Raw genomic sequence first — 24,769 nt, forward strand, 5'->3', positions numbered from 1 at the left:
TATCCACCCACACACTCAGTTCGAATCTGAAGTGTATATCCTGAGCAAAGATGAAGGTGGTCGTCATACGCCATTCTTCAAAGGTTACCGTCCACAGTTCTACTTCCGTACGACTGACGTAACCGGTACTATCGAACTGCCAGAAGGCGTAGAGATGGTAATGCCAGGTGACAACATCAACATGAAAGTGACTCTGATTGCGCCAATCGCAATGGACGACGGTCTGCGTTTCGCCATCCGTGAAGGCGGCCGTACTGTAGGCGCTGGTGTTGTTGCTAAAGTGATCGCATAATTTTTTTAATGTGTTCATTTTGGAAGGGCATCGATAGATGCCCTTTTTATACGTTGTCTTAAGAAGAACCTATCTCATCAATAGTTGTTCATTATTGGCCAATTAAGGCAGATAAATTGCTATTTGATTGCTATTCTTAATTATTGGTGAGATAGGCTCTGATACAACGGATAGGCTTAAATATCATTAAGATATAAAAGTCCTGCTGAATTAAGGTGCCGAGTCAGATACAATTACAATTATCTTTGGGTTCGGTCTGATTTGTTTTGCTCTTGCGAGGCAAGCTGGCTATCTATTTACATCATAGTTACTTACATATAGTTACAGGTTGGTTTATGAGTGCGAATAGCGATGCTCAAGAAAGCGGGCGTGGTCTTGATATAGCAAAATGGCTATTAGTGGCAGTGCTACTGGTGGTTGCTATTGTGGGTAATTACTATTACCGAGAGTATAACCTGCCTCTGCGCGCGATAGCCGTGGTTGCTATTGTTGCCCTTGCAGGAGCAGTTGCATTGTGGACTGTAAAAGGTAAAGCTGCATTAGCCTTTGCCCGTGAAGCCCGCATTGAAATGCGTAAAGTCATTTGGCCAACTCGCCAGGAAGCACTGCATACGACTTTAATTGTTGCAGCTGTGACGGCTGTCATGTCTCTTATTTTGTGGGGGCTTGATGGTATTCTGGTGCGTTTAGTTTCATTTATTACAGGCCTGAGGTTTTAAAAAATGTCTGAGTCCCCAAAAAAGCGTTGGTATGTCATCCAGGCATTTTCTGGGTTTGAAGGTCGCGTCGCTCAATCTCTGCGTGAACATATCAAATTACAAGAGATGGAAGATTTTTTTGGCGAAGTGATGGTGCCGACAGAAGAAGTTGTTGAGATCCGCAGTGGTCAGCGCCGTAAAAGCGAGCGTAAATTCTTCCCTGGCTATGTCTTGGTACAGATGGTAATGAACGATGCGACTTGGCATTTGGTTCGTAGTGTACCTCGCGTAATGGGTTTTATCGGTGGCACCTCTGACCGCCCAGCACCAATCAGCGATAAAGAAGTTGATGCGATCATGAATCGTCTTCAACAGGTTGGTGATAAACCACGGCCAAAAACTCTGTTCGAACCAGGCGAAATGGTTCGAGTCAGCGATGGCCCGTTTGCAGACTTCAATGGTGTGGTAGAAGAAGTCGATTACGAGAAGAGCCGCTTGAAAGTATCGGTTTCTATCTTTGGTCGTGCTACGCCTGTTGAGCTGGATTTCAGCCAGGTAGAGAAAGTCTAATCTGGTGATTAAGTAAGCGTTTATGCTTGCAAAGGGTGTGAAATTAGCATACAATTTCGCGCCTTTTGTTTTTTATCCAAGCATCATTTTTAGATGATACTTAGATAATTATTAGGTTAGTTAAAGTTTTTAGTGACCTGGTCTTTAATAGACGGGGTTCGAATCGTCAGGGGAGCCTCATTTTGAGGCGATAAGACCCGCATAGAGGAAAAATAAATGGCTAAGAAAGTACAAGCCTACGTTAAGCTGCAAGTTGCAGCGGGTATGGCTAACCCAAGCCCACCAGTTGGTCCAGCTCTGGGTCAGCAGGGTGTTAACATCATGGAATTCTGTAAAGCATTCAATGCTAAAACTGAAAGCATTGAGAAAGGCTTGCCAATTCCAGTTGTTATTACTGTTTACGCAGACCGTTCTTTCACTTTCGTTACCAAAACCCCACCAGCGGCTGTTCTGCTGAAAAAAGCAGCAGGCATTAAATCTGGTTCTGGCAAACCGAACAAAGATAAAGTTGGTAAAGTAACCAGCGCTCAGATTCGTGAAATTGCTGAAACTAAAGCTGCGGACATGACTGGTGCTGACGTTGACGCGATGATGCGTTCAATCGAAGGTACTGCTCGTTCCATGGGCCTGGTAGTGGAGGGTTAATCAATGGCTAAACTGACCAAGCGCATGCGCACTATCCGTGAAAAAGTTGATGCAACTAAACAATATGACATCAACGAAGCTGTTACTCTGCTGAAAGAACTGGCGACTGCCAAATTCGTAGAAAGCGTTGACGTAGCTGTTAATCTTGGCATTGATGCTCGTAAATCTGACCAGAACGTTCGTGGTGCAACTGTACTGCCACACGGTACTGGCCGTTCAGTACGTGTTGCTGTATTTACTCAGGGTGCAAACGCTGAAGCGGCTAAAGCTGCTGGCGCAGAACTGGTAGGTATGGAAGATCTGGCTGAACTGGTTAAGAAAGGCGAGATGGACTTCGACGTTGTTATCGCATCTCCAGATGCAATGCGCGTTGTTGGCCAACTGGGTCAAATCCTGGGCCCACGCGGTCTGATGCCAAACCCGAAAGTAGGTACTGTAACTCCTAACGTTGCTGAAGCTGTACAGAACGCTAAAGCGGGTCAGGTTCGTTACCGTAACGACAAGAACGGTATCATCCACACCACTATCGGTAAAGTTGACTTCGACGCTGACAAACTGAAAGAAAACCTGGAAGCTCTGCTGGTTGCGCTGAAAAAAGCAAAACCATCTTCTGCTAAAGGCGTTTACGTTAAGAAAGTTAGCCTGTCTACTACCATGGGTGCAGGTGTTGCGATCGACCAGTCTAGTCTGAACGCATCAGCAGCTTAATGATTTAAGCTGAGAATAACGCTTTACCTTAGCGTCAGATTTGTCTAAAATCTGACGCTTCAAATTTGCCTGATCAGTGTGTTTTATAACACACAGCTTTCGAAAAATAAGGCAGTATCGGCAAATAACAAGTTTTCGGTTGGAGCTTGGCCTCATCCAAGCCCCGTCCAAGACCGCAGGCGTAAGTAATTACTTAATATCCTGCGTAGACGGTGACAGAGCCAAATGAAATTTATTTTCTGGATTCTGCTCACCGTGTTTCAGCGCTCAGGCACATTTGGTGTTTTGAGTGAAGTGAGTCCCGGGTTTGCCCGGTTAATCCAGGAGCAAGAAGCTAATGGCACTAAATCTTCAAGACAAACAAGCGATTGTTGCTGAAGTCAGCGAAGTAGCCAAAGGCGCGCTGTCTGCGGTTGTTGCGGATTCTCGCGGCGTTACCGTAGATAAAATGACTGAACTGCGTAAAGCAGGTCGCGAAGCTGGCGTTTATATGCGTGTTGTTCGTAACACTCTGATGCGCCGTGCTGTTGAAGGTACTGAGTTTGAGTGCCTGAAAGAAGCGTTTGTTGGTCCAACCTTGATTGCTTTTTCTAACGAACATCCGGGCGCAGCTGCTCGTCTGTTCAAAGATTTCGCGAAAGCGAACCCAGCATTCGAGATTAAAGCAGCAGCCTTTGAAGGTGAGTTTATCCCAGCGAGCAACATCGATCGCCTGGCAACACTCCCAACTTACGAAGAAGCAATCGCACGCCTGATGTCAACCATGAAAGAAGCCGCTGCAGGCAAACTGGTTCGCACTCTGGCTGCGCTACGCGATCAGAAAGAAGCTGCTTAATTGCTTATTTCCTTCGTTGCTTTTTAACGTATAAATTTTTTCTGAATTTTAGGAACACTTGTTATGTCTATCACTAAAGAACAAATTCTGGACGCAGTTGCAGAAATGTCTGTAATGGACGTTGTTGAACTGATCAGCATGATGGAAGAAAAATTCGGCGTTTCTGCTGCTGCAGCTGTAGCTGTAGTTGGTGGTGCTGCTGAAGCCGTTGAAGAAAAAACTGAATTCGACGTAATCCTGACTGGCGCTGGCGCTAACAAAGTTGCTGTAATCAAAGCAGTACGTGGCGCAACTGGCCTGGGTCTGAAAGAAGCGAAAGACCTGGTTGAAAGCGCACCAGCAGCTCTGAAAGAAGGCATCAGCAAAGAAGACGCTGAAGCTCTGAAAAAATCTCTGGAAGAAGCAGGTGCTTCTGTTGAGATCAAGTAAGATCTGTTTGAAGTTCGCAGCCTGATTTTTTAAGGCTGGCGGCTGGCGGTTTTTTAATCGCCAGCCTTTTTGCGCTGTAAGGGCATTATCTGAAAACCAGATTTGCCTGAAAGGCATTAATAGGGAGTTAGTAGCATTTCACACTGTTTGGCTGCTAATAAACCCAAGATACTTCTTCCTATTGACGACTTAATATACTGCGTTCTCAGCTACGATCCACTCGGGTAGCTCGGTAGTAAAGGTAACGCAATGAAATGATTTAAGAGTAATAGTAATGGGTATTACGGAAAATATTCTGTTTTCTGTTCGAAAAAATAGTGTTGCAGAGTGCTGTCCTTAAGGGCGGACAGAGTGGGTCACTTATCAGCGAGCTGAGGAACCCTATGGTTTACTCCTATACCGAGAAAAAACGTATTCGTAAGGATTTTGGTAAACGTCCACAAGTTTTGGATGTTCCATACCTTCTTTCTATCCAACTTGACTCGTTCCAGAAGTTTATCGAGCAAGATCCTGAAGGCCAAAATGGACTGGAAGCGGCCTTCCGTTCAGTGTTTCCAATTCAGAGCTACAGCGGCAATTCAGAGCTGCAATATGTAAGCTATCGTCTTGGCGAACCTGTCTTTGATGTCAAAGAGTGTCAGATCCGTGGCGTGACTTTTTCCGCACCTCTGCGTGTTAAGTTGCGTCTGGTGATCTATGAGCGCGAAGCGCCAGAAGGCACAGTTAAGGACATCAAAGAACAAGAAGTCTACATGGGTGAAATTCCACTCATGACTGATAACGGGACTTTCGTTATCAACGGTACTGAGCGCGTTATCGTATCTCAGTTGCATCGTAGCCCAGGCGTTTTCTTTGACAGCGATAAGGGTAAAACCCATTCATCCGGTAAGGTACTGTATAATGCACGTATCATTCCTTACCGCGGTTCGTGGTTAGATTTCGAATTTGATCCAAAAGATAACCTGTTTGTGCGTATCGACCGCCGCCGTAAGTTGCCGGCTTCGATTATTCTGCGTGCGATGGATTATTCTTCTGAAGACATCCTGAATCTGTTCTTCAAAAAAACCGTTTTCGAAATTCGCGACAATAAATTGCAGATGATCCTGATTCCAGAACGTCTGCGTGGCGAGACAGCTTCATTTGATATTGAAGCAAACGGCAAGGTTTATGTTGAAAAAGGCCGCCGTATCACCGCTCGTCATATCCGCCAGTTAGAAAAAGAGCAGGTAGACCGTATTGAGGTGCCTGTTGAATATATCGCGGGTAAAGTTGTAGCAAAAGATTACATCGACCAGAACACAGGTGAAATCATCTGTGCGGCTAACATGGAACTCTCTTTGGATCTGCTGGCGCGTTTAAGCCAGGCTGGTTACAAATCTATCGAGACCCTGTTCACCAATGATCTGGACCACGGTGCTTATATTTCCGAAACTCTGCGTGTTGACCCAACCAATGATCGCCTGAGCGCACTGGTTGAAATCTATCGCATGATGCGTCCGGGTGAACCACCAACACGTGAAGCCGCAGAAAACCTGTTTGAGAACTTGTTCTTCTCTGAAGATCGTTATGATCTGTCTGCGGTTGGTCGTATGAAGTTCAACCGTTCACTGGATCGTGAAGAGGTTGAAGGTTCCGGTATCCTGAGCAAAGAAGACATCATTGACGTGATGAAGAAGCTCATCGATATCCGTAACGGTAAAGGTGAAGTCGACGATATCGACCACTTGGGCAACCGTCGTATCCGTTCCGTTGGTGAAATGGCTGAAAACCAGTTCCGTGTCGGCTTGGTTCGTGTAGAACGTGCAGTGAAAGAGCGTTTGTCTCTGGGCGATCTGGATACCCTGATGCCACAGGACATGATCAACGCCAAACCAATTTCTGCGGCGGTGAAAGAGTTCTTTGGTTCGAGCCAGTTATCTCAGTTCATGGACCAGAACAACCCACTGTCTGAAATCACCCATAAACGCCGTATTTCTGCGTTGGGTCCAGGCGGTTTGACCCGTGAGCGTGCAGGCTTTGAAGTTCGAGACGTACACCCAACTCACTACGGCCGTGTATGTCCAATCGAAACACCTGAAGGTCCAAACATCGGTTTGATTAACTCATTGTCCGTTTATGCGCGTACCAATGAGTATGGTTTCCTGGAAACACCTTACCGCTTAGTTCGTGACGGCGTGGTGACTGATGAAATTCACTACCTGTCTGCAATCGAAGAAGGTAACTACGTTATTGCTCAGGCGAACACCGTATTGGATGAAGGAGGCCATTTCGTTGAAGAATTGGTTACTTGCCGTCATTACGATGAATCCAGCTTGTTCAACCGTGATCAGGTTCAGTACATGGACGTTTCGACACAACAGATCGTGTCCGTCGGTGCTTCTCTGATCCCATTCCTTGAACACGATGACGCCAACCGTGCATTGATGGGTGCGAACATGCAACGTCAGGCGGTTCCAACTCTGCGCGCTGATAAGCCGCTGGTCGGAACAGGTATGGAGCGTGCGGTAGCGGTTGACTCCGGTGTAACCTCTGTGGCTAAACGCGGCGGTGTGGTTCAATACGTTGACGCATCTCGTATCGTTATCAAGGTTAACGAAGATGAAATGTACGCGGGTGAAGCGGGCATTGATATCTATAACCTGACCAAGTATACCCGTTCAAACCAAAACACCTGTATCAACCAGACACCATGTGTTTCTTTGGGTGAACTGGTAGAACGCGGTGACGTGCTGGCTGATGGTCCATCCACTGACTTGGGTGAACTGGCTCTGGGCCAGAACATGCGTGTGGCGTTCATGCCGTGGAATGGTTATAACTTCGAGGACTCCATCCTCGTCTCTGAGCGTGTTGTTCAGGAAGACCGTTTCACCACTATTCACATTCAAGAACTGGCTTGTGTGTCTCGTGACACTAAACTGGGGCCTGAAGAGATTACGGCTGACATCCCTAACGTAGGTGAAGCTGCGCTGTCTAAACTGGACGAATCCGGTATCGTTTATATCGGTGCGGAAGTGAAAGGTGGCGACATTCTGGTTGGTAAAGTGACACCGAAAGGTGAAACTCAGCTGACTCCAGAAGAAAAACTGTTGCGTGCGATCTTCGGTGAGAAAGCGTCTGATGTGAAAGATTCCTCACTGCGCGTACCAAACGGTGTTTCTGGTACTGTTATCGACGTACAAGTCTTTACCCGTGATGGCGTAGAAAAAGACAAGCGTGCGTTGGAAATCGAAGAGATGCAGTTGCGTGAGGCTAAGAAAGACCTGACCGAAGAACTGCAAATTTTCGAAGCTGGCCTGTTTGCGCGTATTCACTCTGTATTGGTTGCCGGTGGTGTTGAAGCGGAAAAACTCAGCAAACTTCCTCGTGCGCGTTGGTTGGAGCTGGGCCTGGCTGATGAAGAAAAACAAAATCAGCTGGAGCAGTTGGCAGAACAGTATGACGAACTGAAAGTAGAGTTCGAGAAAAAACTGGATGCTAAACGCCGTAAGATCACTCAGGGTGACGATCTGGCACCAGGTGTGCTGAAAATTGTCAAAGTGTATCTGGCGGTGAAACGTCAGATCCAGCCTGGTGACAAGATGGCAGGTCGTCACGGTAACAAAGGTGTTATCTCCAAGATTAACCCGATCGAAGACATGCCTTACGATGAAAACGGCACACCAGTGGACATCGTCTTGAACCCGCTGGGCGTACCATCACGTATGAACATCGGTCAGATTCTGGAAACTCACTTAGGTATGGCGGCGAAAGGCATTGGTGACAAGATCAATGCAATGCTGAAACAGCAACAAGAAGTTGCCAAGCTGCGTGAATTTATCCAGAAAGCGTATGATCTGGGTGATGATACCCGTCAGAAAGTTGACTTGAGTACCTTCACCGATGAAGAAGTGATGCGTCTGGCAGAAAACTTGAGAAAGGGTATGCCGATCGCAACACCTGTCTTTGACGGTGCAAAAGAGACCGAAATCAAAGAGTTGTTGAAACTGGGTGGCTTGCCGACTTCCGGTCAGATCACGCTGTTCGATGGCCGTACAGGTGAACAATTCGAGCGTCAGGTAACCGTTGGTTACATGTACATGCTGAAATTGAACCACTTGGTTGATGACAAGATGCACGCCCGTTCTACCGGCTCTTACAGCCTGGTGACTCAGCAACCGCTGGGTGGTAAGGCACAGTTCGGTGGACAGCGTTTCGGTGAGATGGAAGTGTGGGCATTGGAAGCATACGGTGCGGCGTACACCCTGCAAGAAATGCTCACCGTTAAATCCGACGATGTTAACGGTCGAACCAAGATGTATAAAAACATCGTGGATGGTAACCACCAGATGGAACCTGGCATGCCGGAATCTTTCAACGTATTGCTGAAAGAAATCCGTTCGTTGGGTATCAACATCGAGCTGGAAGACGAATAAATTCGTTTTTCCGCTGGTACTGCCCGATATAAGAATGTCGGGTGGCTTACCAGCCAGTGGTTATACTGGTTATAGAGGGGAGTGGCATGGGCCACTCACCTAACAGGTCTAACTCCGACAGGAGCCATTTCGTGAAAGACTTATTGAAGTTTCTGAAAGCGCAAACCAAGACCGAAGAGTTTGATGCGATCAAAATTGCTCTGGCCTCTCCAGATATGATCCGTTCGTGGTCATTCGGGGAAGTAAAAAAGCCGGAAACTATTAACTACCGTACGTTCAAGCCTGAGCGTGACGGTCTTTTCTGTGCGCGTATTTTCGGGCCAGTAAAAGATTACGAATGCTTGTGTGGTAAATACAAGCGTTTGAAACACCGTGGTGTGATTTGTGAGAAATGTGGCGTTGAAGTAACCCAGACTAAAGTTCGTCGTGATCGTATGGGTCACATTGAACTGGCATCTCCAACCGCTCACATTTGGTTCCTGAAATCTCTGCCATCCCGCATCGGCTTATTGCTGGATATGCCTCTGCGCGATATTGAACGCGTACTGTACTTCGAATCCTATGTGGTTGTTGAAGGGGGTATGACCAGCCTTGAGCGTGGACAAATCCTGACTGAAGAACAGTATCTGGATGCACTGGAAGAGTTCGGTGATGAATTTGACGCAAAAATGGGTGCAGAAGCAATCCAGGCTTTGCTGAAAAGCATCGATCTGGAAAACGAATGTGAAACCTTGCGCGAAGAACTGAACGAAACCAACTCTGAAACCAAGCGTAAGAAGCTGACCAAGCGTATTAAACTGCTGGAAGCGTTCATTCAGTCTGGCAACAAACCAGAGTGGATGGTTCTGACCGTTCTGCCAGTTCTGCCACCGGATTTGCGTCCACTGGTTCCACTGGATGGCGGCCGTTTCGCAACTTCAGACCTGAACGATCTGTATCGTCGCGTTATTAACCGTAACAACCGTTTGAAGCGCCTGTTGGATCTGGCAGCACCAGATATCATCGTACGTAACGAAAAACGTATGTTGCAGGAAGCGGTTGATGCGCTGCTGGACAACGGCCGTCGCGGTCGGGCAATTACCGGTTCCAATAAGCGCCCTCTGAAATCCCTGGCAGACATGATCAAGGGTAAACAGGGGCGTTTCCGTCAGAACTTGCTGGGTAAACGTGTTGACTACTCAGGTCGTTCTGTTATTACCGTAGGTCCATACCTGCGCCTGCATCAGTGTGGTCTGCCTAAGAAGATGGCACTGGAGCTGTTTAAGCCATTTATTTACGGCAAACTGGAACTGCGTGGCCTGGCGACGACTATTAAAGCCGCCAAGAAAATGGTTGAGCGTGAAGAAGCGGTGGTATGGGATATCCTGGATGAAGTCATCCGTGAGCACCCTGTTCTGCTGAACCGTGCACCTACCCTCCACCGTTTGGGTATTCAGGCATTTGAACCCGTTCTGATCGAGGGTAAAGCTATTCAGTTGCACCCACTCGTGTGTGCGGCATATAACGCCGACTTCGACGGTGACCAGATGGCTGTTCACGTACCGTTGACACTGGAAGCTCAGTTGGAAGCGCGTGCGTTGATGATGTCTACCAACAACATCCTGTCTCCAGCGAGCGGTGAACCTATCATCGTTCCATCTCAGGACGTTGTATTGGGTTTGTACTACATGACCCGTGACTGTGTTAACGCGAAAGGCGAAGGCATGGTTCTGACTGGTCCTAAAGAAGCAGAACGCGTATACCGCGCAGGTCTGGCTTCTCTGCACGCCCGTGTCAAAGTTCGTATCACAGAAGAAGTGAAAGACGGTGAAGGTAATGTCACTGTCAATACGGGATTGGTTGATACGACCATTGGCCGTGCCATCCTGTGGATGATTGTACCGCGTGGCTTGCCATACTCATTGATTAACCAGCCACTGGGTAAAAAAGCTATCTCCAAGATGCTAAATACCTGTTACCGCATACTGGGTTTGAAGCCAACCGTTATTTTGGCTGACCAGACCATGTATACCGGTTTTGCTTACGCTGCTCGTTCAGGGGTATCCGTAGGTATTGACGACATGGTTATTCCTGAGAAGAAAGAAGGCATCATCGCTGAAGCTGAAGCGGAAGTGGCCGAAATTCAGGAACAGTTCCAGTCAGGTCTGGTAACTGCTGGCGAACGTTATAACAAAGTTATCGATATCTGGGCTGCGGCGAACGAACGTGTTGCTAAGGCGATGATGGAAAACCTGTCTTCTGAAACAGTGATTAACCGTAACGGTGAAGAAGAACAACAGGTTTCCTTCAACAACATCTTTATGATGGCCGACTCCGGTGCGCGTGGTTCTGCTGCTCAGATCCGTCAGTTGGCGGGTATGCGTGGTCTGATGGCAACGCCAGATGGCTCCATTATCGAAACCCCAATTACCGCGAACTTCCGTGAAGGTCTGAACGTACTCCAGTACTTCATCTCAACCCACGGTGCTCGTAAAGGTCTTGCTGATACCGCATTGAAAACGGCGAACTCCGGTTACCTGACCCGTCGTCTGGTTGACGTTGCCCAAGACTTGGTTGTAACTGAAGATGACTGTGGTACTCACGACGGTATCCTGATGACCCCAGTTATCGAAGGTGGTGATGTTAAAGAACCACTGCGTGAACGTGTATTGGGACGTGTAGCGGCGGAAGACATCCTGAAGCCAGGCACAGCGGACATTCTGGTTCCACGTAACACGTTGCTGAACGAAAAATGGTGTGATCTGTTAGAAGAGAACTCTGTTGACAGCGTGAAAGTACGCTCCGTAGTAAGTTGTGAAACTGACTTTGGTGTTTGTGCGAACTGTTACGGCCGTGACCTTGCTCGTGGTCACCTGATCAACAAAGGTGAAGCGATCGGTGTTATCGCAGCACAGTCAATCGGTGAACCAGGTACACAGTTGACGATGCGTACGTTCCACATCGGTGGTGCGGCATCTCGTGCGGCAGCAGAATCCAGCATTCAGGTACGTAACAAAGGTCATTTGAAACTGATCAACGCGAAATTCGTTACGAACTCAGCAAGCAAACTGGTTATTACCTCTCGTAATACCGAATTGCGCCTGATCGACGATTTCGGTCGTACCAAAGAGAGCTATAAAGTTCCTTACGGCTCGGTATTGACGAAAGGTGATGGTGAGACAGTAGCTGGCGGTGAAACCGTTGCAAACTGGGATCCACACACCATGCCAATCGTGAGTGAAGTATCCGGTATTATCCAGTTCTACGACATGGTTGATGGTCAAACCATTACCCGTCAGACGGATGAACTGACCGGCCTGTCTTCACTGGTGGTTCTGGATAGTGCAGAGCGTACTGGTAGTGGTAAAGACCTGCGTCCGGCACTGAAAATCGTAGACGCTCAGGGTAACGACGTTCTGATCCCAGGTACAGATATGCCTGCTCAGTACTTCCTGCCGGGTAAAGCGATTGTTCAGCTGGAAGATGGTATGTCCATCTCTGCGGGTGATACATTGGCGCGTATTCCTCAGGAATCTGGCGGTACTAAAGATATCACCGGTGGTCTGCCACGCGTTGCGGACTTGTTCGAAGCTCGTCGTCCGAAAGAGCCTGCTATCCTGGCAGAAATCAGCGGTATTGTTTCCTTCGGTAAAGAAACCAAAGGCAAGCGCCGTCTGGTCATTACTCCGCTGGATGGTGGTGAACCTTACGAAGAGATGATCCCTAAATGGCGTCAGCTCAACGTGTTCGAAGGTGAGGTTGTTGAACGTGGTGACGTGATCTCCGATGGTCCAGAATCTCCACATGACATTCTGCGCCTGCGTGGTGTTCATGCTGTTGCTCGTTATATCACTAACGAAGTACAGGAAGTTTACCGTCTGCAAGGCGTTAAGATTAACGATAAACACATTGAAGTTATCGTTCGTCAGATGCTGCGTAAAGCAACCATTGCGAATGCGGGTAGTTCCGAATTCCTTGAGGGCGAGCAGGTTGAATACGCCCGCGTTAAGGTTTCGAACCGCAAACTGGAGCAGGATGGCAAAGTACCAGCTCTTTTCCAGCGTGACCTGTTGGGTATCACCAAGGCATCACTGGCAACAGAATCCTTCATCTCTGCGGCATCGTTCCAGGAAACAACCCGCGTTCTGACTGAAGCTGCTGTTGCTGGTAAACGTGATGAACTGCGTGGCCTGAAAGAGAACGTCATCGTTGGTCGCTTGATCCCTGCGGGTACAGGTTATGCTTACCATCAGGATCGCATTCGTCGTCGTCAAGAAAATGAAGTGGTTGAAGCGCCACAGTTTAGCGTTGACGAAGCCACTGCAAACCTTGCTGAATTGTTGAATGCAGGTTTTGGTAGCAGCAGCGATAACGAGTAATCGTGATGCATAGCATACCTTATATAGTATAGCTAATCGTGAAATGCCCTCTCCTGGTAGAGGGCATTTTTTATTGGATGGAAAATTAAAATGAGACGAATTATTTATGTTCTTACAAAGAGTTTCTTAGCACTTTTGATATGTTTTTCTAATCCGGCTTTATCGCAATACCACGATTTCCCACATTATCATTACATGGAAGTGACTAAAGAGAGTGAAATCTATTCTTGGGTAGGTGAGCATATCATTAAGGTTGGTTTATTCAAGAAAGGGCAAGTCCTTAAAGTTGCTGAAGAAGAAGGGGAAGAAAATGGTCACTATGTGCTTCATTTCGGAAATGGAAGCGGTTATATAGATAAAGAAAATTTAAAGGAAATTAAGCAATCTGCATTCCCCAGTGATCCCTTTAGCATTGATCCCTTTCACAAAAAAGCAGCCCAAAACTTGATGATAATTAAGGCAGCTCAAGTTTATAGCACACCTGATACGGATAGCCAACCAATTGCCGTTTTGCGGGAAAATCTCCGCTATCCGGTTTTAGATAAATTACAAGATCCTTTCCATCATACTTGGTACGAAATTAATTTGGGTGATCGATTAGGTTACATAAGTGATCGGGATGCTAAACTGGATAATGGTATTCCTTTATTAACCTATCATCATATTCTTAAAGATGTTAAACGTTTTTTACATAGCTCAACAACAACATCCTTGACTGCTTTTCGTGAGCAGATGGCGTATTTGAAGCGAGCGGGTTATATCACAATTTCATTATATGAATTAGAAGGTTACCTAAATGGCTCTATTAACTTGCCAGCAAAAGTGGTTGGCTTAACCTTTGATGATGGGTTGAAATCCGTTTATCGTTATGCCTATCCCATTTTGAAAGAAAATGGTCAGAAAGCTACACTCTTTATTATTTCATCCAGAATTAAACGCCACCCGCAGAAATGGGAGCCGGATACCCTGCAATTCTTGAGTCTTCCAGAATTGTATGCCATGCAAGATGTATTTGATTTTCAATCTCATACCCATTTCTTGCATCGTTTTAGCAAGAAGAATCAACAACCCATACTATTAAGTCGGTCGTATCATAATATCCTGTATGATTTCAAACGTTCCAAACGGGTATTATCGCAATTAAATCCGCATGTGTTTTATCTCTCTTATCCTTTTGGTAGATATAATTTAAAGGCAATGAAAGCGGCTAAACAAGCTGGATTTCATTTGGCCGTTACCACGGTAAAGGGAAAAGTTAAATTGGGAGATAATCCCTTTTCTTTAAAACGGTTATATATATTGCGCACAGATCCGATTGAGAAAATGGCAAAAATGATTGCTAATAAACCTATTTAACGCCTTCACTATCGCTCAATAATTGAATGTATACCAATCTAACTTCAAGATGCGTGTGATTTCTCCCCGCAACGCGAGGAGAAATCACATTTGATATAGTGTTGTAAATTGCAACTTGAAGTTTAATTCCTATAGGAAGGATTGTAAGATCATGTAATTGCTAAATAGCAAGAGAATGTTTTAATATGATATTTTTCATTGAGGATAGAAATGATGGATTTCTTGGGATTAATATTGGAAATATTTTATAGGATCATAAAGTGCACTATTAAGTTTTTTGCATGGATATTTAAGATTACCATGAAGGAAAGAGTAATTTCATTACTTTCCATAGGGATTTTATTTTGTATTATATTTTCATTCATAATCCCTAGATTTATTTTTGGTATTTTACTGTTACTCATGTTTATCTATTTGATTTATAAATTTCGTGGGAAAATAAATAATTATCTGAGTAAGAAAGGGATTATGGGTTACTTTAAGTAAATATGATGTTGGTAATACTATGTAATGAAAATTTATCCAATAAGGATAATGAACGTATCTTTTAAGAGCCTATTCCTTTAGGCTCTTAAGTTTAATATCTCGCTATAATGATTTGATGAATTTATTTTTTGTTTTTTATCGCCTTAATAAAAGTTTCCCGCGCAGTTGGAGAACCAAGTCGTTCTGCTTCATCTAATAGTTTCAATGCTTTGTCAACATCACCACTGTTAATAGCTCTTTTGATAGCGTCATTGAAATACCGTTCGGTATCGTTCAGTACAGGTTTAACTACTGGGGCATCAGCCGGGGTTGTTCTTATCGGCGATGCAGATACTGTTTGTGTGGAACCAACTGTGACGGATTTAGGCGAAGGTGAAGAAAATACCTGGCCTATCAGGATATTGCCTGCATTGCTTTCTGATTGCACTTTCAGCGTCAGTATACCTGTTGCTGTATGGCGAGCGATCGGATCTGGAATATCCGGCACAGAATTACCGACACCTTTGGCATAAGCCTTAGCAGGATCAACCATTTGTGTCGAAGCTTGTACATCAGAACGAGTGGTGTAAATCAGCAAATAGATGCGTTGTTGTCCCAATGCTGGTGTCAGCTTTAACACTCCTTCAAGCCTATCGGTGGACATAATACTGGGTTGTTGATAGCGGAAGTAGTGGCTTGGATAGAAAGCCGCAGGGTGGAGTTGTTCATCAAGAACTAAAACATTCGGTGAATATACCTGCTTATCTTTTATCAGACTGTTCAGAGTAATTTCCAATGAACCCTGATTGGCAGGTAAAGCAAATGTAGCTACCGCACCCTGAATATGGCCATCATTAAGCTGCTGTGATGTGCTATCAAGAATAATAGTCTGTGTGCTATGAGTATTAATAGGCTGCCACTGTAATTTCTGCAAGGTTGGCAAGGACAACGTTGGGGCAGAATTGGTTGTCTCTATGCCAGATTTAGCTGTGTCAGACAGTGCAGCATCTGATGATGTAGCATAACCCGCCGGAATTAAGTTGCAGAGCAGGGCACTGAGACAAAGTGAGAGTAATTGCTTTTTCATTACCACCAAGCCTCAAATTGGGCACCAAAGGTAAACTCATCGCTGTTCCCACGACTGAATTGATGGGCTGCTGTATCTTTGGCGGCAATGCCACCGTCGTAACCCCATTTTTCATTCCATTTGGAGTAGGAAGTAAATAAACGGATAGCCGGACGTGACCAGATGCTATCACCCGCTTGCCACTGTTGAGCCAAAGTAATCTTGAACTGATCGTTATTTGCTTTGGTTCGTTGTGACTTCACATGGTCATAACCGACTTCCATTAAGGTACTCATTATTGGCGTCCACTTATACATTGGGCGGACACCCACGGTGTACCATGTGTTGCCATTGTTATTGTCGAGGTCAATGTTTTGATACATGGCAGCATACATGAGATCCCATTTCTTGCTGATACTAATAGCACCATGATTCAGAACGCGCAGCATATGCCCGTCATTATTCACATTAGCACCTTCGGCACGGCCATTGCCGCTGGAAGTCATAGCGTCGGTTGCGTACTGTAAGACAAATTTGTTGAAACCACCTAACAGGCTTTGGGTATGTTCGGCAGTCAGCATCACACCGTCTTTAGGTGCTTGTTTATCAAGATGGTATCCCTTACGTGTATTCGCACGTCCATAATCAATACCAAGTTCCAGTGTACCGCCAGCATTAACTGGTAAGTTGGCTAACCGTATATCAAAAATGTCATTTGAAGTGTTTGGGGCTTCCTTGCGTTTATCATCAATCCACCCATATGAACCGCCTTCTTCTGTATTACGGGTTACGGCGAAGGAAAGCTTACCAAACCCAAGGTCAATATTTTCCAATCCTGCACCAGGACCGGAAATGTCCCAGTAATAGAAGTCGATCATATGTACATCATGACGCTGGTAGAAACGTTTACCCGCCCACAGTGTTGAACCAGGCAACCAATCAATAATATTGGTTGCTTTCACGTTGACTTCACGAAAACCAGGTTTGGTATCTTCCCAGTCTTTTTGTTGGCTGACGGAATAGGCTAAATTGGTATCAAAGTAGAAACTTTTATTCCCTTCATTCCATAACTCTTGCCCTAACTTAAGTTCGGCGTAGGTTTCACATTCGTTACCGAGACGGTATTTACTTGGCGCACCAGTGACTTTGGCACATTTCTGTTCACCACCATTACCAGTCCAGCCAATTCCTGAACGGGCATAGCCGTGGAAGTCAATAGCAATAGCTTGCGTGGATAATAAACCAGTCGTTAGCATAGCCAATGAGAGAGACAATATACGCATAATGATTCTCCTGTTATTTTTATGGCCGCGGATCTAGATTCCGGGTTCTTTATGTATACGCTGACATGCAGTTCCATCTTCACGGAAAAGATGACATCGGTGGGGAGCGAGTCCGATAGAGAAATCTGCACCTTCTTTAACGAGAACAATATCAGGTTGGCGGTAAACCAAGTTTTGGTGAATGGCTGGTATGCGGATGTGAATCTGAGTTTCGTTCCCCAGTTGTTCCACGATCTGTACTGTCCCCTCTAACGTAACATCGGCTACATCATTAGGCAAAAGATGTTCGGGGCGAATTCCCAAAGATACATTACTCCCGACAGTTAGCCCTTTGCTTTCAACAGGTAACCAAACGGGCTGACCGTTAGGCAGGATGATCTGTACCTGATCAACAGCAATCGCTGAGACTTTGACTGGCAGGAAATTCATTTTCGGTGAACCAATGAAACCTGCGACAAAGCGGTTGGCGGGATAGTGATAAATTTCAAGAGGCTTACCAACCTGAGCAATATTGCCCCCATCCAGAACCACAATTTTATCTGCCAGAGTCATGGCTTCGGTTTGGTCATGAGTGACATAGACCATCGTACGTTGTAGTCGCTTGTGTAGACGTGAAATTTCAATTCTCATCTGTACACGCAAAGCCGCATCCAGATTAGAAAGCGGTTCATCCAGCAGAAAGATATTGGGTTCAGCAACAAGTGTTCGGCCAATGGCAACTCGCTGGCGTTGACCGCCAGATAATGCCTTGGGACGGCGATCTAGTAGATGGGCAAGCTGGAGAGTTTCTGCAACTTGTTGCACTCGCTTTTGGATATCGCTTTTTTTAACGCCCGCCAGCTTCATACCGAATGACATATTGTCTGCAACAGAGAGATGGGGATATAACGCATAAGATTGAAAAACCATGCCGACACTGCGTTTGGCGGGTGGAACATCATTCATTCGCTTTCCGTCTATCAGCAAATCACCAGACGTAACGTCTTCCAACCCCGCGATCATCCTTAGCAGCGTCGATTTCCCACATCCTGATGGGCCGACAAAAACGACGAATTCTCCTTCCTGAATATCAAGATTAAGATCTTTGGAGATGACTGTTTCACCATATGATTTAGATACATTGCGGAATGTGATGCTAGACATTTGTTCCCTCCCTCGGATTTACCGCCTCAGTTTTCTGTTCGTTTCTTATGAGTCTTCGTTTTCTATTTATCGCAGCGAGAAACTTAATGGAAAACTGATGGCTGGATTGTGTATAAAATACCAAGCGCGAAAATCCTCCATTCCATAATTTTTGATGGTGGAGGAGTCAGGAGGACGAGCTTAATGTGATTGAGAAAGGAAGAAGAAAATTGTCAGATAAGATGTGATTTAAATCGCAAAAAAGGGCACCGTCTTGGTATTAAGGTTCTGATTTCAATTGTTTTTGTAAGCAAGTTCACACTCATACAGTATGAGGCGTAGAACAGGGGAGGATGAGTCTTTTTTACATTGATTGCACACTGGTGCCATTTTATCACGATGTAACAAAGATAATTATCTTAAACTAACAAATGAAAAAGGCGGAATGATGACCAAGAAAATTTTAAAAGTAGGGACTCGTACCCTGATGCTTTCCGTTCTAACAACATGTGTATTGTCTGCTTCGGCTTTTGCAAAGCCGGAAGAAGGGAAGTTGGTCATTTGGATCAATGGTGATAAAGGTTATAACGGACTGGCACAGGTTGGTGAGAAATTTGCGAAAGAAACGGGAATTCCTGTCACTGTTGAGCATCCTGACAAGCTGGAAGAGAAATATACCCAGATTGCAGCCAATGGAGATGGGCCGGATATTATTTTCTGGGCACATGATCGTTTTGGTGGCTATGCCCAGTCAGGATTAGTTGCTGAAATCACGCCTGATAAATCATTTATTGATAAGCTATTTCCCTTTACATGGGATGCCGTTCGTTATGACGGAAAATTGGTAGGATACCCTGTCGCAGTTGAAGCTCTTTCTCTTATCTACAATAAAGACTTAATTAAATCTCCGCCCAAAACCTGGGAAGAAATCCCCGCCTTAGATAATGAGCTGAAAAAGCAAAATAAAAGCGCAATTATGTTCAATTTGCAGGAACCGTATTTTACTTGGCCGCTGATTGCTGCTGATGGTGGATATGCCTACAAGGCAGAAAACGGGACTTATAATGTTAAAGACAGTGGAGTGAATAATGCTGGCTCTAAAGCGGGGCTGAAATTTCTGGTTGATTTAGTCAAAAATAAACACCTCAATGCTGATATCGATTACTCCATTGCTGAAGCTGCCTTTAATAAGGGCAAAGCAGCAATGACGATTAATGGTCCCTGGTCATGGGCGAATGTCGATAAAAGTAAGATCAATTACGGTGTTGCGCTATTACCAACTTTTAAAGGAAAGCCCTCTAAACCTTTTGTTGGCATTTTAACGGCGGGAATTAATGCGGCCAGTCCTAATAAAGAGTTAGCGAAAGAATTTTTGGAAAATTACCTGCTTACCAATGAAGGATTGGCAACGATGGATAAAGATAAGCCGTTGGGAGCAGTGGCTTTGAAATCCTATCAAGAGATCCTGGCGAAAGATCCGCGTATTGCTGCCACGATGGCAAATGCCCAAAACGGCGAAATTATGCCGAATATCTCCCAAATGAGTAGTTTCTGGTACGCAATGCGTAGTGCTGTGCTTAACACAGTCAGTGGGCGCCAGACAGTAGATGCTGCTCTCAATGATGCTGAAGCGAGAATGACAAAATAAACGAATGACAGGCTCCTGAGTTTAAGGAGCCTTCGCCCTTATTGTGATAGGTGTTGGATAATCACAATTGTTGGTAACAGGAAGTGCAAGATGTCAGCGACATTAGAAAAAACAGTATGGTGGCAGCATCCTGCCCTGAAATGGTTTGCTGTAGGTTTTTGCCTATTTTTTACAGGTTATTTGGTTGTGCTGATGTATGCACAAGGAGAATACCTGTTTGCTATGGTGACACTGGTATTATTGGGAAGCGGTATCTATGTTTTTTCCAACCGGAAGGCGCATGTTTGGCGTTATACCTACCCTGGAATTGCTGGAATAGGGATATTTATACTGTTTCCGCTTATTTGTACGATTGCTATTGCTTTTACAAATTATAGCAGTACCAACCAATTGACGTTTGAACGTGCCCAAACGGTATTAATGAGCCGCCATTATCAGACAGGAGAGCCATTTAATTTCAAACTCTATCCGGTATCTGAACAGTGGGTTTTGGCGTTGAGCGTCCCCGATAGCACTCATTCATTGATCTCTGAGCCTTTTTCTCTTGCGGGAACGGAAGAAATTATTCTGCCTCTCCATGAGCAGGCGGAAAAATTTGAAGGCAATGTTGCGACATTGCGTACTATTACCCAGTATCGGCAGGCATTGAACCAACTGGTCGTTGTTCTTCCTGATGGCAGTAAACTGAGAATGAGTTCTTTACGTCAGTTCTCTGCTATAAATCCTCTTTATTCCCTTGATGAAGATGGCGTTACGCTGATCAATAACCAAACGGGTATAAGATACCAGCCGAATATGGAGACGGGGTTCTACCAATCCATTAATGCTAAAGGAGAATGGGAGAAGGAAACGTTAAGCCCTGGATTTACTGTTTCTATTGGTTGGAAAAACTTCTTACGGGTGATACAGGATGAAGGTATCCAAAAACCTTTCCTGTCCATTTTTGTCTGGACAGTGGTTTTTTCCCTACTGACAGTGGTATTGACGGTAACATTGGGGATGATTCTCGCTTGTATTGTACAGTGGGAAGCGCTTAAAGGACGAGCAATTTACCGTGTACTGCTTATTTTGCCCTATGCTGTTCCCTCGTTTATTTCCATTCTGATTTTTAAGGGATTATTTAACCAGAGTTTTGGTGAAATTAATTTGGTGCTAAACGGATTGTTTGGTCTTAAACCGGACTGGTTCACAGATCCGACACTAGCTCGAACTATGTTGATTATTGTAAACATGTGGTTGGGCTATCCCTATATGATGATTCTTTGCATGGGATTGCTGAAATCTATCCCTGATGATCTTTATGAGGCATCGGCGCTTGATGGTGCAGGGCCATGGCAGAATTTCACCAAAATTACCTTTCCATTATTGATTAAGCCATTGACTCCGTTAATGATTGCCAGCTTTGCTTTTAACTTTAATAACTTTGTTCTGGTTCAACTGCTAACCACTGGTAAACCTGATCATATTGGTACATCGACCCCGGCGGGTTATACCGATCTTTTGGTGAATTACACCTACCGTATCGCATTTGAAGGTGGTGGTGGACAGGATTTTGGTCTGGCTGCAGCAATTGCAACATTGATCTTCTTATTGGTGGGGGCATTAGCCATCATCAATTTGAAAACTGCCCGCATGAAATTTGATTAAGGAGGAAAGAAAATGGCGATGGTACAACCCAAATCGCAACGATGGCGGGTATGGGGGACACATATATTGATGCTGGCTTTTATTGCCCTGATTTTGTTCCCCTTGCTGATGGTCATTGCAATTTCTTTACGTCCGGGTAATTTTGCTACGGGTAACCTGATTCCAGATACCATTTCATGGGAACACTGGAAGCTGGCATTTGGTTATAGTGTGGAATCTGCTGATGGACACGTCATGCTCCCGCCATTTCCGGTCATGCAATGGCTTTGGAATTCTGTCAAGGTTGCCTTGATTACTGCTACTGGTATTGTGGCATTATCAACGACGTGCGCTTATGCATTTGCTCGAATGCGCTTTCGTGGAAAAAGTACCTTACTCAAAGCGATGTTAATTTTTCAAATGTTTCCGGCGGTGCTTTCTTTGGTGGCACTATATGCCTTGTTTGATCGATTAGGGGAATATATTCCTTTCCTTGGTCTCAATACCCACGGTGGTGTGATTTTTGCCTATTTGGGTGGAATTGCTTTGCATGTATGGACGATAAAAGGTTATTTCGAAACGATAGATCGTTCTCTGGAAGAAGCCGCTATGTTGGATGGAGCGACATCGTGGCAAATTTTCCGTTTGATACTATTGCCACTTTCTGTACCTATATTGGCGGTGGTATTTATTTTGTCGTTTATTGGCGTGATCACCGAAGTACCTGTTGCATCTCTGTTATTACGTGATGTGGACAATTACACGCTGGCGGTGGGAATGCAGCAATACCTTCACCCACAGAACTATCTCTGGGGGGATTTTGCTGCGGCGGCTGTGCTTTCTGCTATCCCTATCACGGCAGTTTTCTTACTTGCCCAACGTTGGTTAGTCGGTGGATTAACGTCGGGAGGTGTGAAAGGTTGATCCTCTCCCCCAATCATATTTATCTATACCAATCTCCTTTCAAAGTGCGTCTTATATCTCCCCGCGAAGCGGGGAGATATAAACAATCACATTGATTTGCAAGCTGCAACTTGAAGTTGGATTGGTATATATATGATTGGGGGTGTTTCTTGCTACTTGGCTACATATAGCTGTGCGTTGAGTGAGTTATTAACCCTGTTTTCGGCACTCTCCAATTGTTTTTAACAAGTCATTGATATGAGCATCCGCAAACATCGTTTCCAGCGTGGAGGTCAGTTTTCGTCGCCAGTTGGGATACTCCTCTGTTGTGCCAGGGATATTAACGGGACGTTCCATATCCAGCCAATCTTCAGGTTGTAATCCTAATAAGGCACAGGCGCTATGGGCTATATAGCGGTGTATGCTTTGATTTATAGCATGTGACATCGGATGTTCAGCTGGTGCCTGTGATATCGCTCCCTGCAACGGGGAAAGGGTATCTGTTTTGGGCGATAAATAGCCGTGACGATTTAAACTGGTTAATAACGCTTGCTTGCAGCGTTTGCGTTCCAAATATAAATCAGCAAGAAGAGCTTTATCAGGGTATAAACCGATGGAGTCTCCTAAAGTGAGATCTTCATTTTGCCAGAATCCACGTAAGGTAGGTAAATCATGGGTAGTAATAGTTGCCATTGCTTGCACGGGATATTCATCGGGGGAACGGTATTCACCTTGCTCATTGCGTTCGAAATAAAATACCTTATAGGAATAAACACCTCTGTCCCGTAACTTATCGACAATTTCTGCCGGTACAATCCCCAAATCTTCGCCTATCACCAGGCAATGATTGCGCTGGCTCTCTAATGCCAATATTGCCAGCAGATCGTCAACTGGATAATGGACATAAACGCCTTTATCGGCAGTTTCTCCTTGTGGTATCCACCAGAGTCTGAGCAATGACATCACATGATCGATACGCAATGCACCACAATGACGCATATTGCTACGCAATAATTCAATGAAAGGTTGATAGGCTTGCGCTTTTAATACATGGGGATTCATTGGCGGTAGCCCCCAGTTTTGTCCCAGAGGCCCCAGAATATCGGGCGGTGCTCCGACGGATGCCTTAGTGCAATAGATGTTTCGGTTACACCAGGTTTCTGAACCGCCTTGCGCTACTCCAACGGCAAGATCACGGTAAATGCCAATTGGCATGTGGTGGGTTTGGCTGGTAGTGAAGCACTCGGCAAGCTGGGTATCAGCCAGCCATTGTAGCCAAAGGAAAAACTCTATCTCCTGTGGATATGAATGGCAGAATGCCTTAACTGCGTCATTTTCTGGTTCACGGTATTCTTCCGGCCATACAGGCCAGCCCCAATAAACATTATTTTCCCCATATAACTTATGGTGTAGGGCATCATAAGCAGCTTGATAATAAAGATTTTTGCCTCCTTTGGTTACAAACTGTTGGAAAGCGATCTGTTGGGGATCATCGCCAGAGCGGTACTTAAATTGCGGATAAGTCAGACGCAATGCAGCCATTTTTAGAGACATGACTGTGGTGTAATCAACCCATTCCGCCTGGCGGGCTTGCTGGAGTTTGGATTGTGTTTCCGTTGAATGCCACCACTTTTGTGCTTCGATGCTATAACTAAAATCTTCTACTTGGTGCACGGCAATATAGATGATATTGAGCCAGTGGCGAGAAGATGGACTGTAAGGGCTGGCATTTTCCGGCATTGCGGGATATATGGCATGAAGAGGATTTAGGCCAACAAAGGCACCACCACGCTGTGCCAGTTTTTGCAGCATATATCTCAGATCACCAAAATCACCAATTCCCCAGTTATTTTCCGATCGCAGGGTATAAAGCTGGACACAAGCACCCCAAAGTTTTTCCCCACGTGTTATGGCATCGGGTTCGTAACAACGTTCAGGGGCAACAATAAGTTGTATAACGTATTGCCGAGAGCCAGTTTCTGGTTTTTCCTCCAATATCAGGTTCAGCGTGTGGTATCCCAAAGGGAGATTGGCGGGCAACGTGAGTTGATGTTGGCAGTGGCCATGAAATATCTCCCCTTGTTCAGTGTGTATTTGCCACTGGTAATTATTTGTATCTTCCAGAGGCAGGGTTATCCTTTGTGCCTGAATAACCACCTTAACATTAGGTAGGGGAGAAGCATGTAAATGAGAAACCGGCCTCCCGACCGGTATATCTGTACTCATGGCTTCCAATATTCGATGCCTGATTTCAGCGGGGATCGCCTGGGGTTTTCCATAGGCATTAATATATTCGCTGACAATGCCGGCCTCAGTTGCCAATTCATTGAGGCAGTTTTTTTCCATACTAAGC

The 24,769-nt window shown here is 45.3% G+C and carries 17 protein-coding genes; 13 read left to right on the forward strand and 4 right to left on the reverse strand.

What is annotated here, in order from left to right; all coding sequences use genetic code 11:
- From IQ211_RS04010 to IQ211_RS04055, 10 genes are all read left to right on the forward strand, one after another.
- The coding region (locus tag IQ211_RS04010) for an EF-Tu C-terminal domain-related protein (protein WP_476756471.1) at positions 1 to 292 on the forward strand (292 nt) is incomplete at its 5' end.
- A 335-nt stretch (positions 293 to 627) separates the two neighbouring features.
- Positions 628 to 1,011: a preprotein translocase subunit SecE gene (gene secE / locus IQ211_RS04015; RefSeq protein WP_074020841.1), complete on the forward strand. Its 384-nt coding sequence runs from the start codon at positions 628 to 630 to the stop codon at positions 1,009 to 1,011.
- Between the two features lie 3 nt (positions 1,012 to 1,014).
- Positions 1,015 to 1,560 (forward strand): transcription termination/antitermination protein NusG, encoded by a 546-nt coding sequence (nusG, locus tag IQ211_RS04020; protein ID WP_189759071.1) that lies wholly within the window; start codon positions 1,015 to 1,017, stop codon positions 1,558 to 1,560.
- 216 nt (positions 1,561 to 1,776) lie between these two features.
- The gene (gene rplK, locus IQ211_RS04025) at positions 1,777 to 2,205 is read left to right on the forward strand and encodes a 50S ribosomal protein L11 (protein WP_047684958.1); all 429 of its coding nucleotides are present in this window, start codon (positions 1,777 to 1,779) and stop codon (positions 2,203 to 2,205) included.
- 3 nt (positions 2,206 to 2,208) lie between these two features.
- Positions 2,209 to 2,913: a 50S ribosomal protein L1 gene (rplA, locus tag IQ211_RS04030; protein WP_189759072.1), complete on the forward strand. Its 705-nt coding sequence runs from the start codon at positions 2,209 to 2,211 to the stop codon at positions 2,911 to 2,913.
- A gap of 337 nt (positions 2,914 to 3,250) precedes the next feature.
- Positions 3,251 to 3,748 carry a 50S ribosomal protein L10 gene (gene rplJ, locus IQ211_RS04035; RefSeq protein WP_074020846.1) on the forward strand — a complete coding sequence of 166 codons (498 nt, stop codon included), beginning with the start codon at positions 3,251 to 3,253 and terminating at the stop codon, positions 3,746 to 3,748.
- A 63-nt stretch (positions 3,749 to 3,811) separates the two neighbouring features.
- Entirely contained in the window at positions 3,812 to 4,177 is a 366-nt protein-coding gene (gene rplL / locus IQ211_RS04040; RefSeq protein WP_189759073.1) for a 50S ribosomal protein L7/L12, read from the forward strand.
- 383 nt (positions 4,178 to 4,560) lie between these two features.
- The gene (rpoB, locus tag IQ211_RS04045) at positions 4,561 to 8,589 is read left to right on the forward strand and encodes a DNA-directed RNA polymerase subunit beta (protein WP_189759074.1); all 4,029 of its coding nucleotides are present in this window, start codon (positions 4,561 to 4,563) and stop codon (positions 8,587 to 8,589) included.
- A gap of 131 nt (positions 8,590 to 8,720) precedes the next feature.
- The gene (rpoC, locus tag IQ211_RS04050; RefSeq protein WP_189759075.1) at positions 8,721 to 12,947 is read left to right on the forward strand and encodes a DNA-directed RNA polymerase subunit beta'; all 4,227 of its coding nucleotides are present in this window, start codon (positions 8,721 to 8,723) and stop codon (positions 12,945 to 12,947) included.
- A 90-nt stretch (positions 12,948 to 13,037) separates the two neighbouring features.
- Entirely contained in the window at positions 13,038 to 14,303 is a 1,266-nt protein-coding gene (locus IQ211_RS04055; RefSeq protein ID WP_189759076.1) for a polysaccharide deacetylase family protein, read from the forward strand.
- 607 nt (positions 14,304 to 14,910) lie between these two features.
- Here the strand turns inward: IQ211_RS04055 and malM are convergent.
- From malM to malK, 3 genes are read right to left on the reverse strand one after another with little or no spacing between them, the layout of a single operon-like run.
- A complete protein-coding gene (gene malM, locus IQ211_RS04060) occupies positions 14,911 to 15,855 on the reverse strand; it encodes a maltose operon protein MalM (protein WP_189759077.1) in 945 nt (314 codons plus the stop codon).
- Positions 15,855 to 17,117, reverse strand: a complete 1,263-nt coding sequence (locus IQ211_RS04065; protein WP_189759078.1) for a maltoporin — start codon at positions 17,115 to 17,117, stop codon at positions 15,855 to 15,857. The genes malM and IQ211_RS04065 overlap by 1 nt, the downstream gene beginning before the upstream one ends.
- Before the next feature lie 33 nt (positions 17,118 to 17,150).
- The gene (gene malK / locus IQ211_RS04070) at positions 17,151 to 18,260 is read right to left on the reverse strand and encodes a maltose/maltodextrin ABC transporter ATP-binding protein MalK (protein WP_189759079.1); all 1,110 of its coding nucleotides are present in this window, start codon (positions 18,258 to 18,260) and stop codon (positions 17,151 to 17,153) included.
- 427 nt (positions 18,261 to 18,687) lie between these two features.
- Here malK and malE point away from each other — a divergent pair, with 427 nt between their 5' ends.
- The 3 genes from malE to malG all read left to right on the forward strand — a co-directional run bounded on the left by malE (position 18,688) and on the right by malG (position 22,437).
- A complete protein-coding gene (gene malE / locus IQ211_RS04075) occupies positions 18,688 to 19,887 on the forward strand; it encodes a maltose/maltodextrin ABC transporter substrate-binding protein MalE (RefSeq protein WP_189759080.1) in 1,200 nt (399 codons plus the stop codon).
- A 90-nt stretch (positions 19,888 to 19,977) separates the two neighbouring features.
- On the forward strand, positions 19,978 to 21,534 hold the full coding sequence (gene malF, locus IQ211_RS04080; protein WP_189759081.1) for a maltose ABC transporter permease MalF: 1,557 nt from the start codon (positions 19,978 to 19,980) through the stop codon (positions 21,532 to 21,534).
- Positions 21,535 to 21,546: 12 nt separating this feature from the next.
- Complete coding sequence (gene malG / locus IQ211_RS04085) at positions 21,547 to 22,437, forward strand: maltose ABC transporter permease MalG (protein ID WP_189759082.1); 891 nt, start codon at positions 21,547 to 21,549, stop codon at positions 22,435 to 22,437.
- A 189-nt stretch (positions 22,438 to 22,626) separates the two neighbouring features.
- Here malG and malQ read toward each other — a convergent pair whose 3' ends face one another.
- Positions 22,627 to 24,762 carry a 4-alpha-glucanotransferase gene (gene malQ, locus IQ211_RS04090; RefSeq protein ID WP_189759083.1) on the reverse strand — a complete coding sequence of 712 codons (2,136 nt, stop codon included), beginning with the start codon at positions 24,760 to 24,762 and terminating at the stop codon, positions 22,627 to 22,629.
- Positions 24,763 to 24,769 lie beyond the last annotated feature (7 nt).

Source organism: Xenorhabdus griffiniae, from assembly GCF_015163655.1.
GTDB lineage: Bacteria > Pseudomonadota > Gammaproteobacteria > Enterobacterales > Enterobacteriaceae > Xenorhabdus > Xenorhabdus griffiniae.

Coding starts and splice junctions, on each gene's coding strand:
- secE (WP_074020841.1), top strand. CDS start 628: ATGAGTGCGAATAGCGATGCTCAAGAAAGCGGGCGTGGTCTTGATATA.
- nusG (WP_189759071.1), top strand. CDS start 1,015: ATGTCTGAGTCCCCAAAAAAGCGTTGGTATGTCATCCAGGCATTTTCT.
- rplK (WP_047684958.1), top strand. CDS start 1,777: ATGGCTAAGAAAGTACAAGCCTACGTTAAGCTGCAAGTTGCAGCGGGT.
- rplA (WP_189759072.1), top strand. CDS start 2,209: ATGGCTAAACTGACCAAGCGCATGCGCACTATCCGTGAAAAAGTTGAT.
- rplJ (WP_074020846.1), top strand. CDS start 3,251: ATGGCACTAAATCTTCAAGACAAACAAGCGATTGTTGCTGAAGTCAGC.
- rplL (WP_189759073.1), top strand. CDS start 3,812: ATGTCTATCACTAAAGAACAAATTCTGGACGCAGTTGCAGAAATGTCT.
- rpoB (WP_189759074.1), top strand. CDS start 4,561: ATGGTTTACTCCTATACCGAGAAAAAACGTATTCGTAAGGATTTTGGT.
- IQ211_RS04055 (WP_189759076.1), top strand. CDS start 13,038: ATGAGACGAATTATTTATGTTCTTACAAAGAGTTTCTTAGCACTTTTG.
- malM (WP_189759077.1), bottom strand. CDS start 15,855: ATGAAAAAGCAATTACTCTCACTTTGTCTCAGTGCCCTGCTCTGCAAC.
- IQ211_RS04065 (WP_189759078.1), bottom strand. CDS start 17,117: ATGCGTATATTGTCTCTCTCATTGGCTATGCTAACGACTGGTTTATTA.
- malK (WP_189759079.1), bottom strand. CDS start 18,260: ATGTCTAGCATCACATTCCGCAATGTATCTAAATCATATGGTGAAACA.
- malE (WP_189759080.1), top strand. CDS start 18,688: ATGACCAAGAAAATTTTAAAAGTAGGGACTCGTACCCTGATGCTTTCC.
- malF (WP_189759081.1), top strand. CDS start 19,978: ATGTCAGCGACATTAGAAAAAACAGTATGGTGGCAGCATCCTGCCCTG.
- malG (WP_189759082.1), top strand. CDS start 21,547: ATGGCGATGGTACAACCCAAATCGCAACGATGGCGGGTATGGGGGACA.
- malQ (WP_189759083.1), bottom strand. CDS start 24,762: ATGGAAAAAAACTGCCTCAATGAATTGGCAACTGAGGCCGGCATTGTC.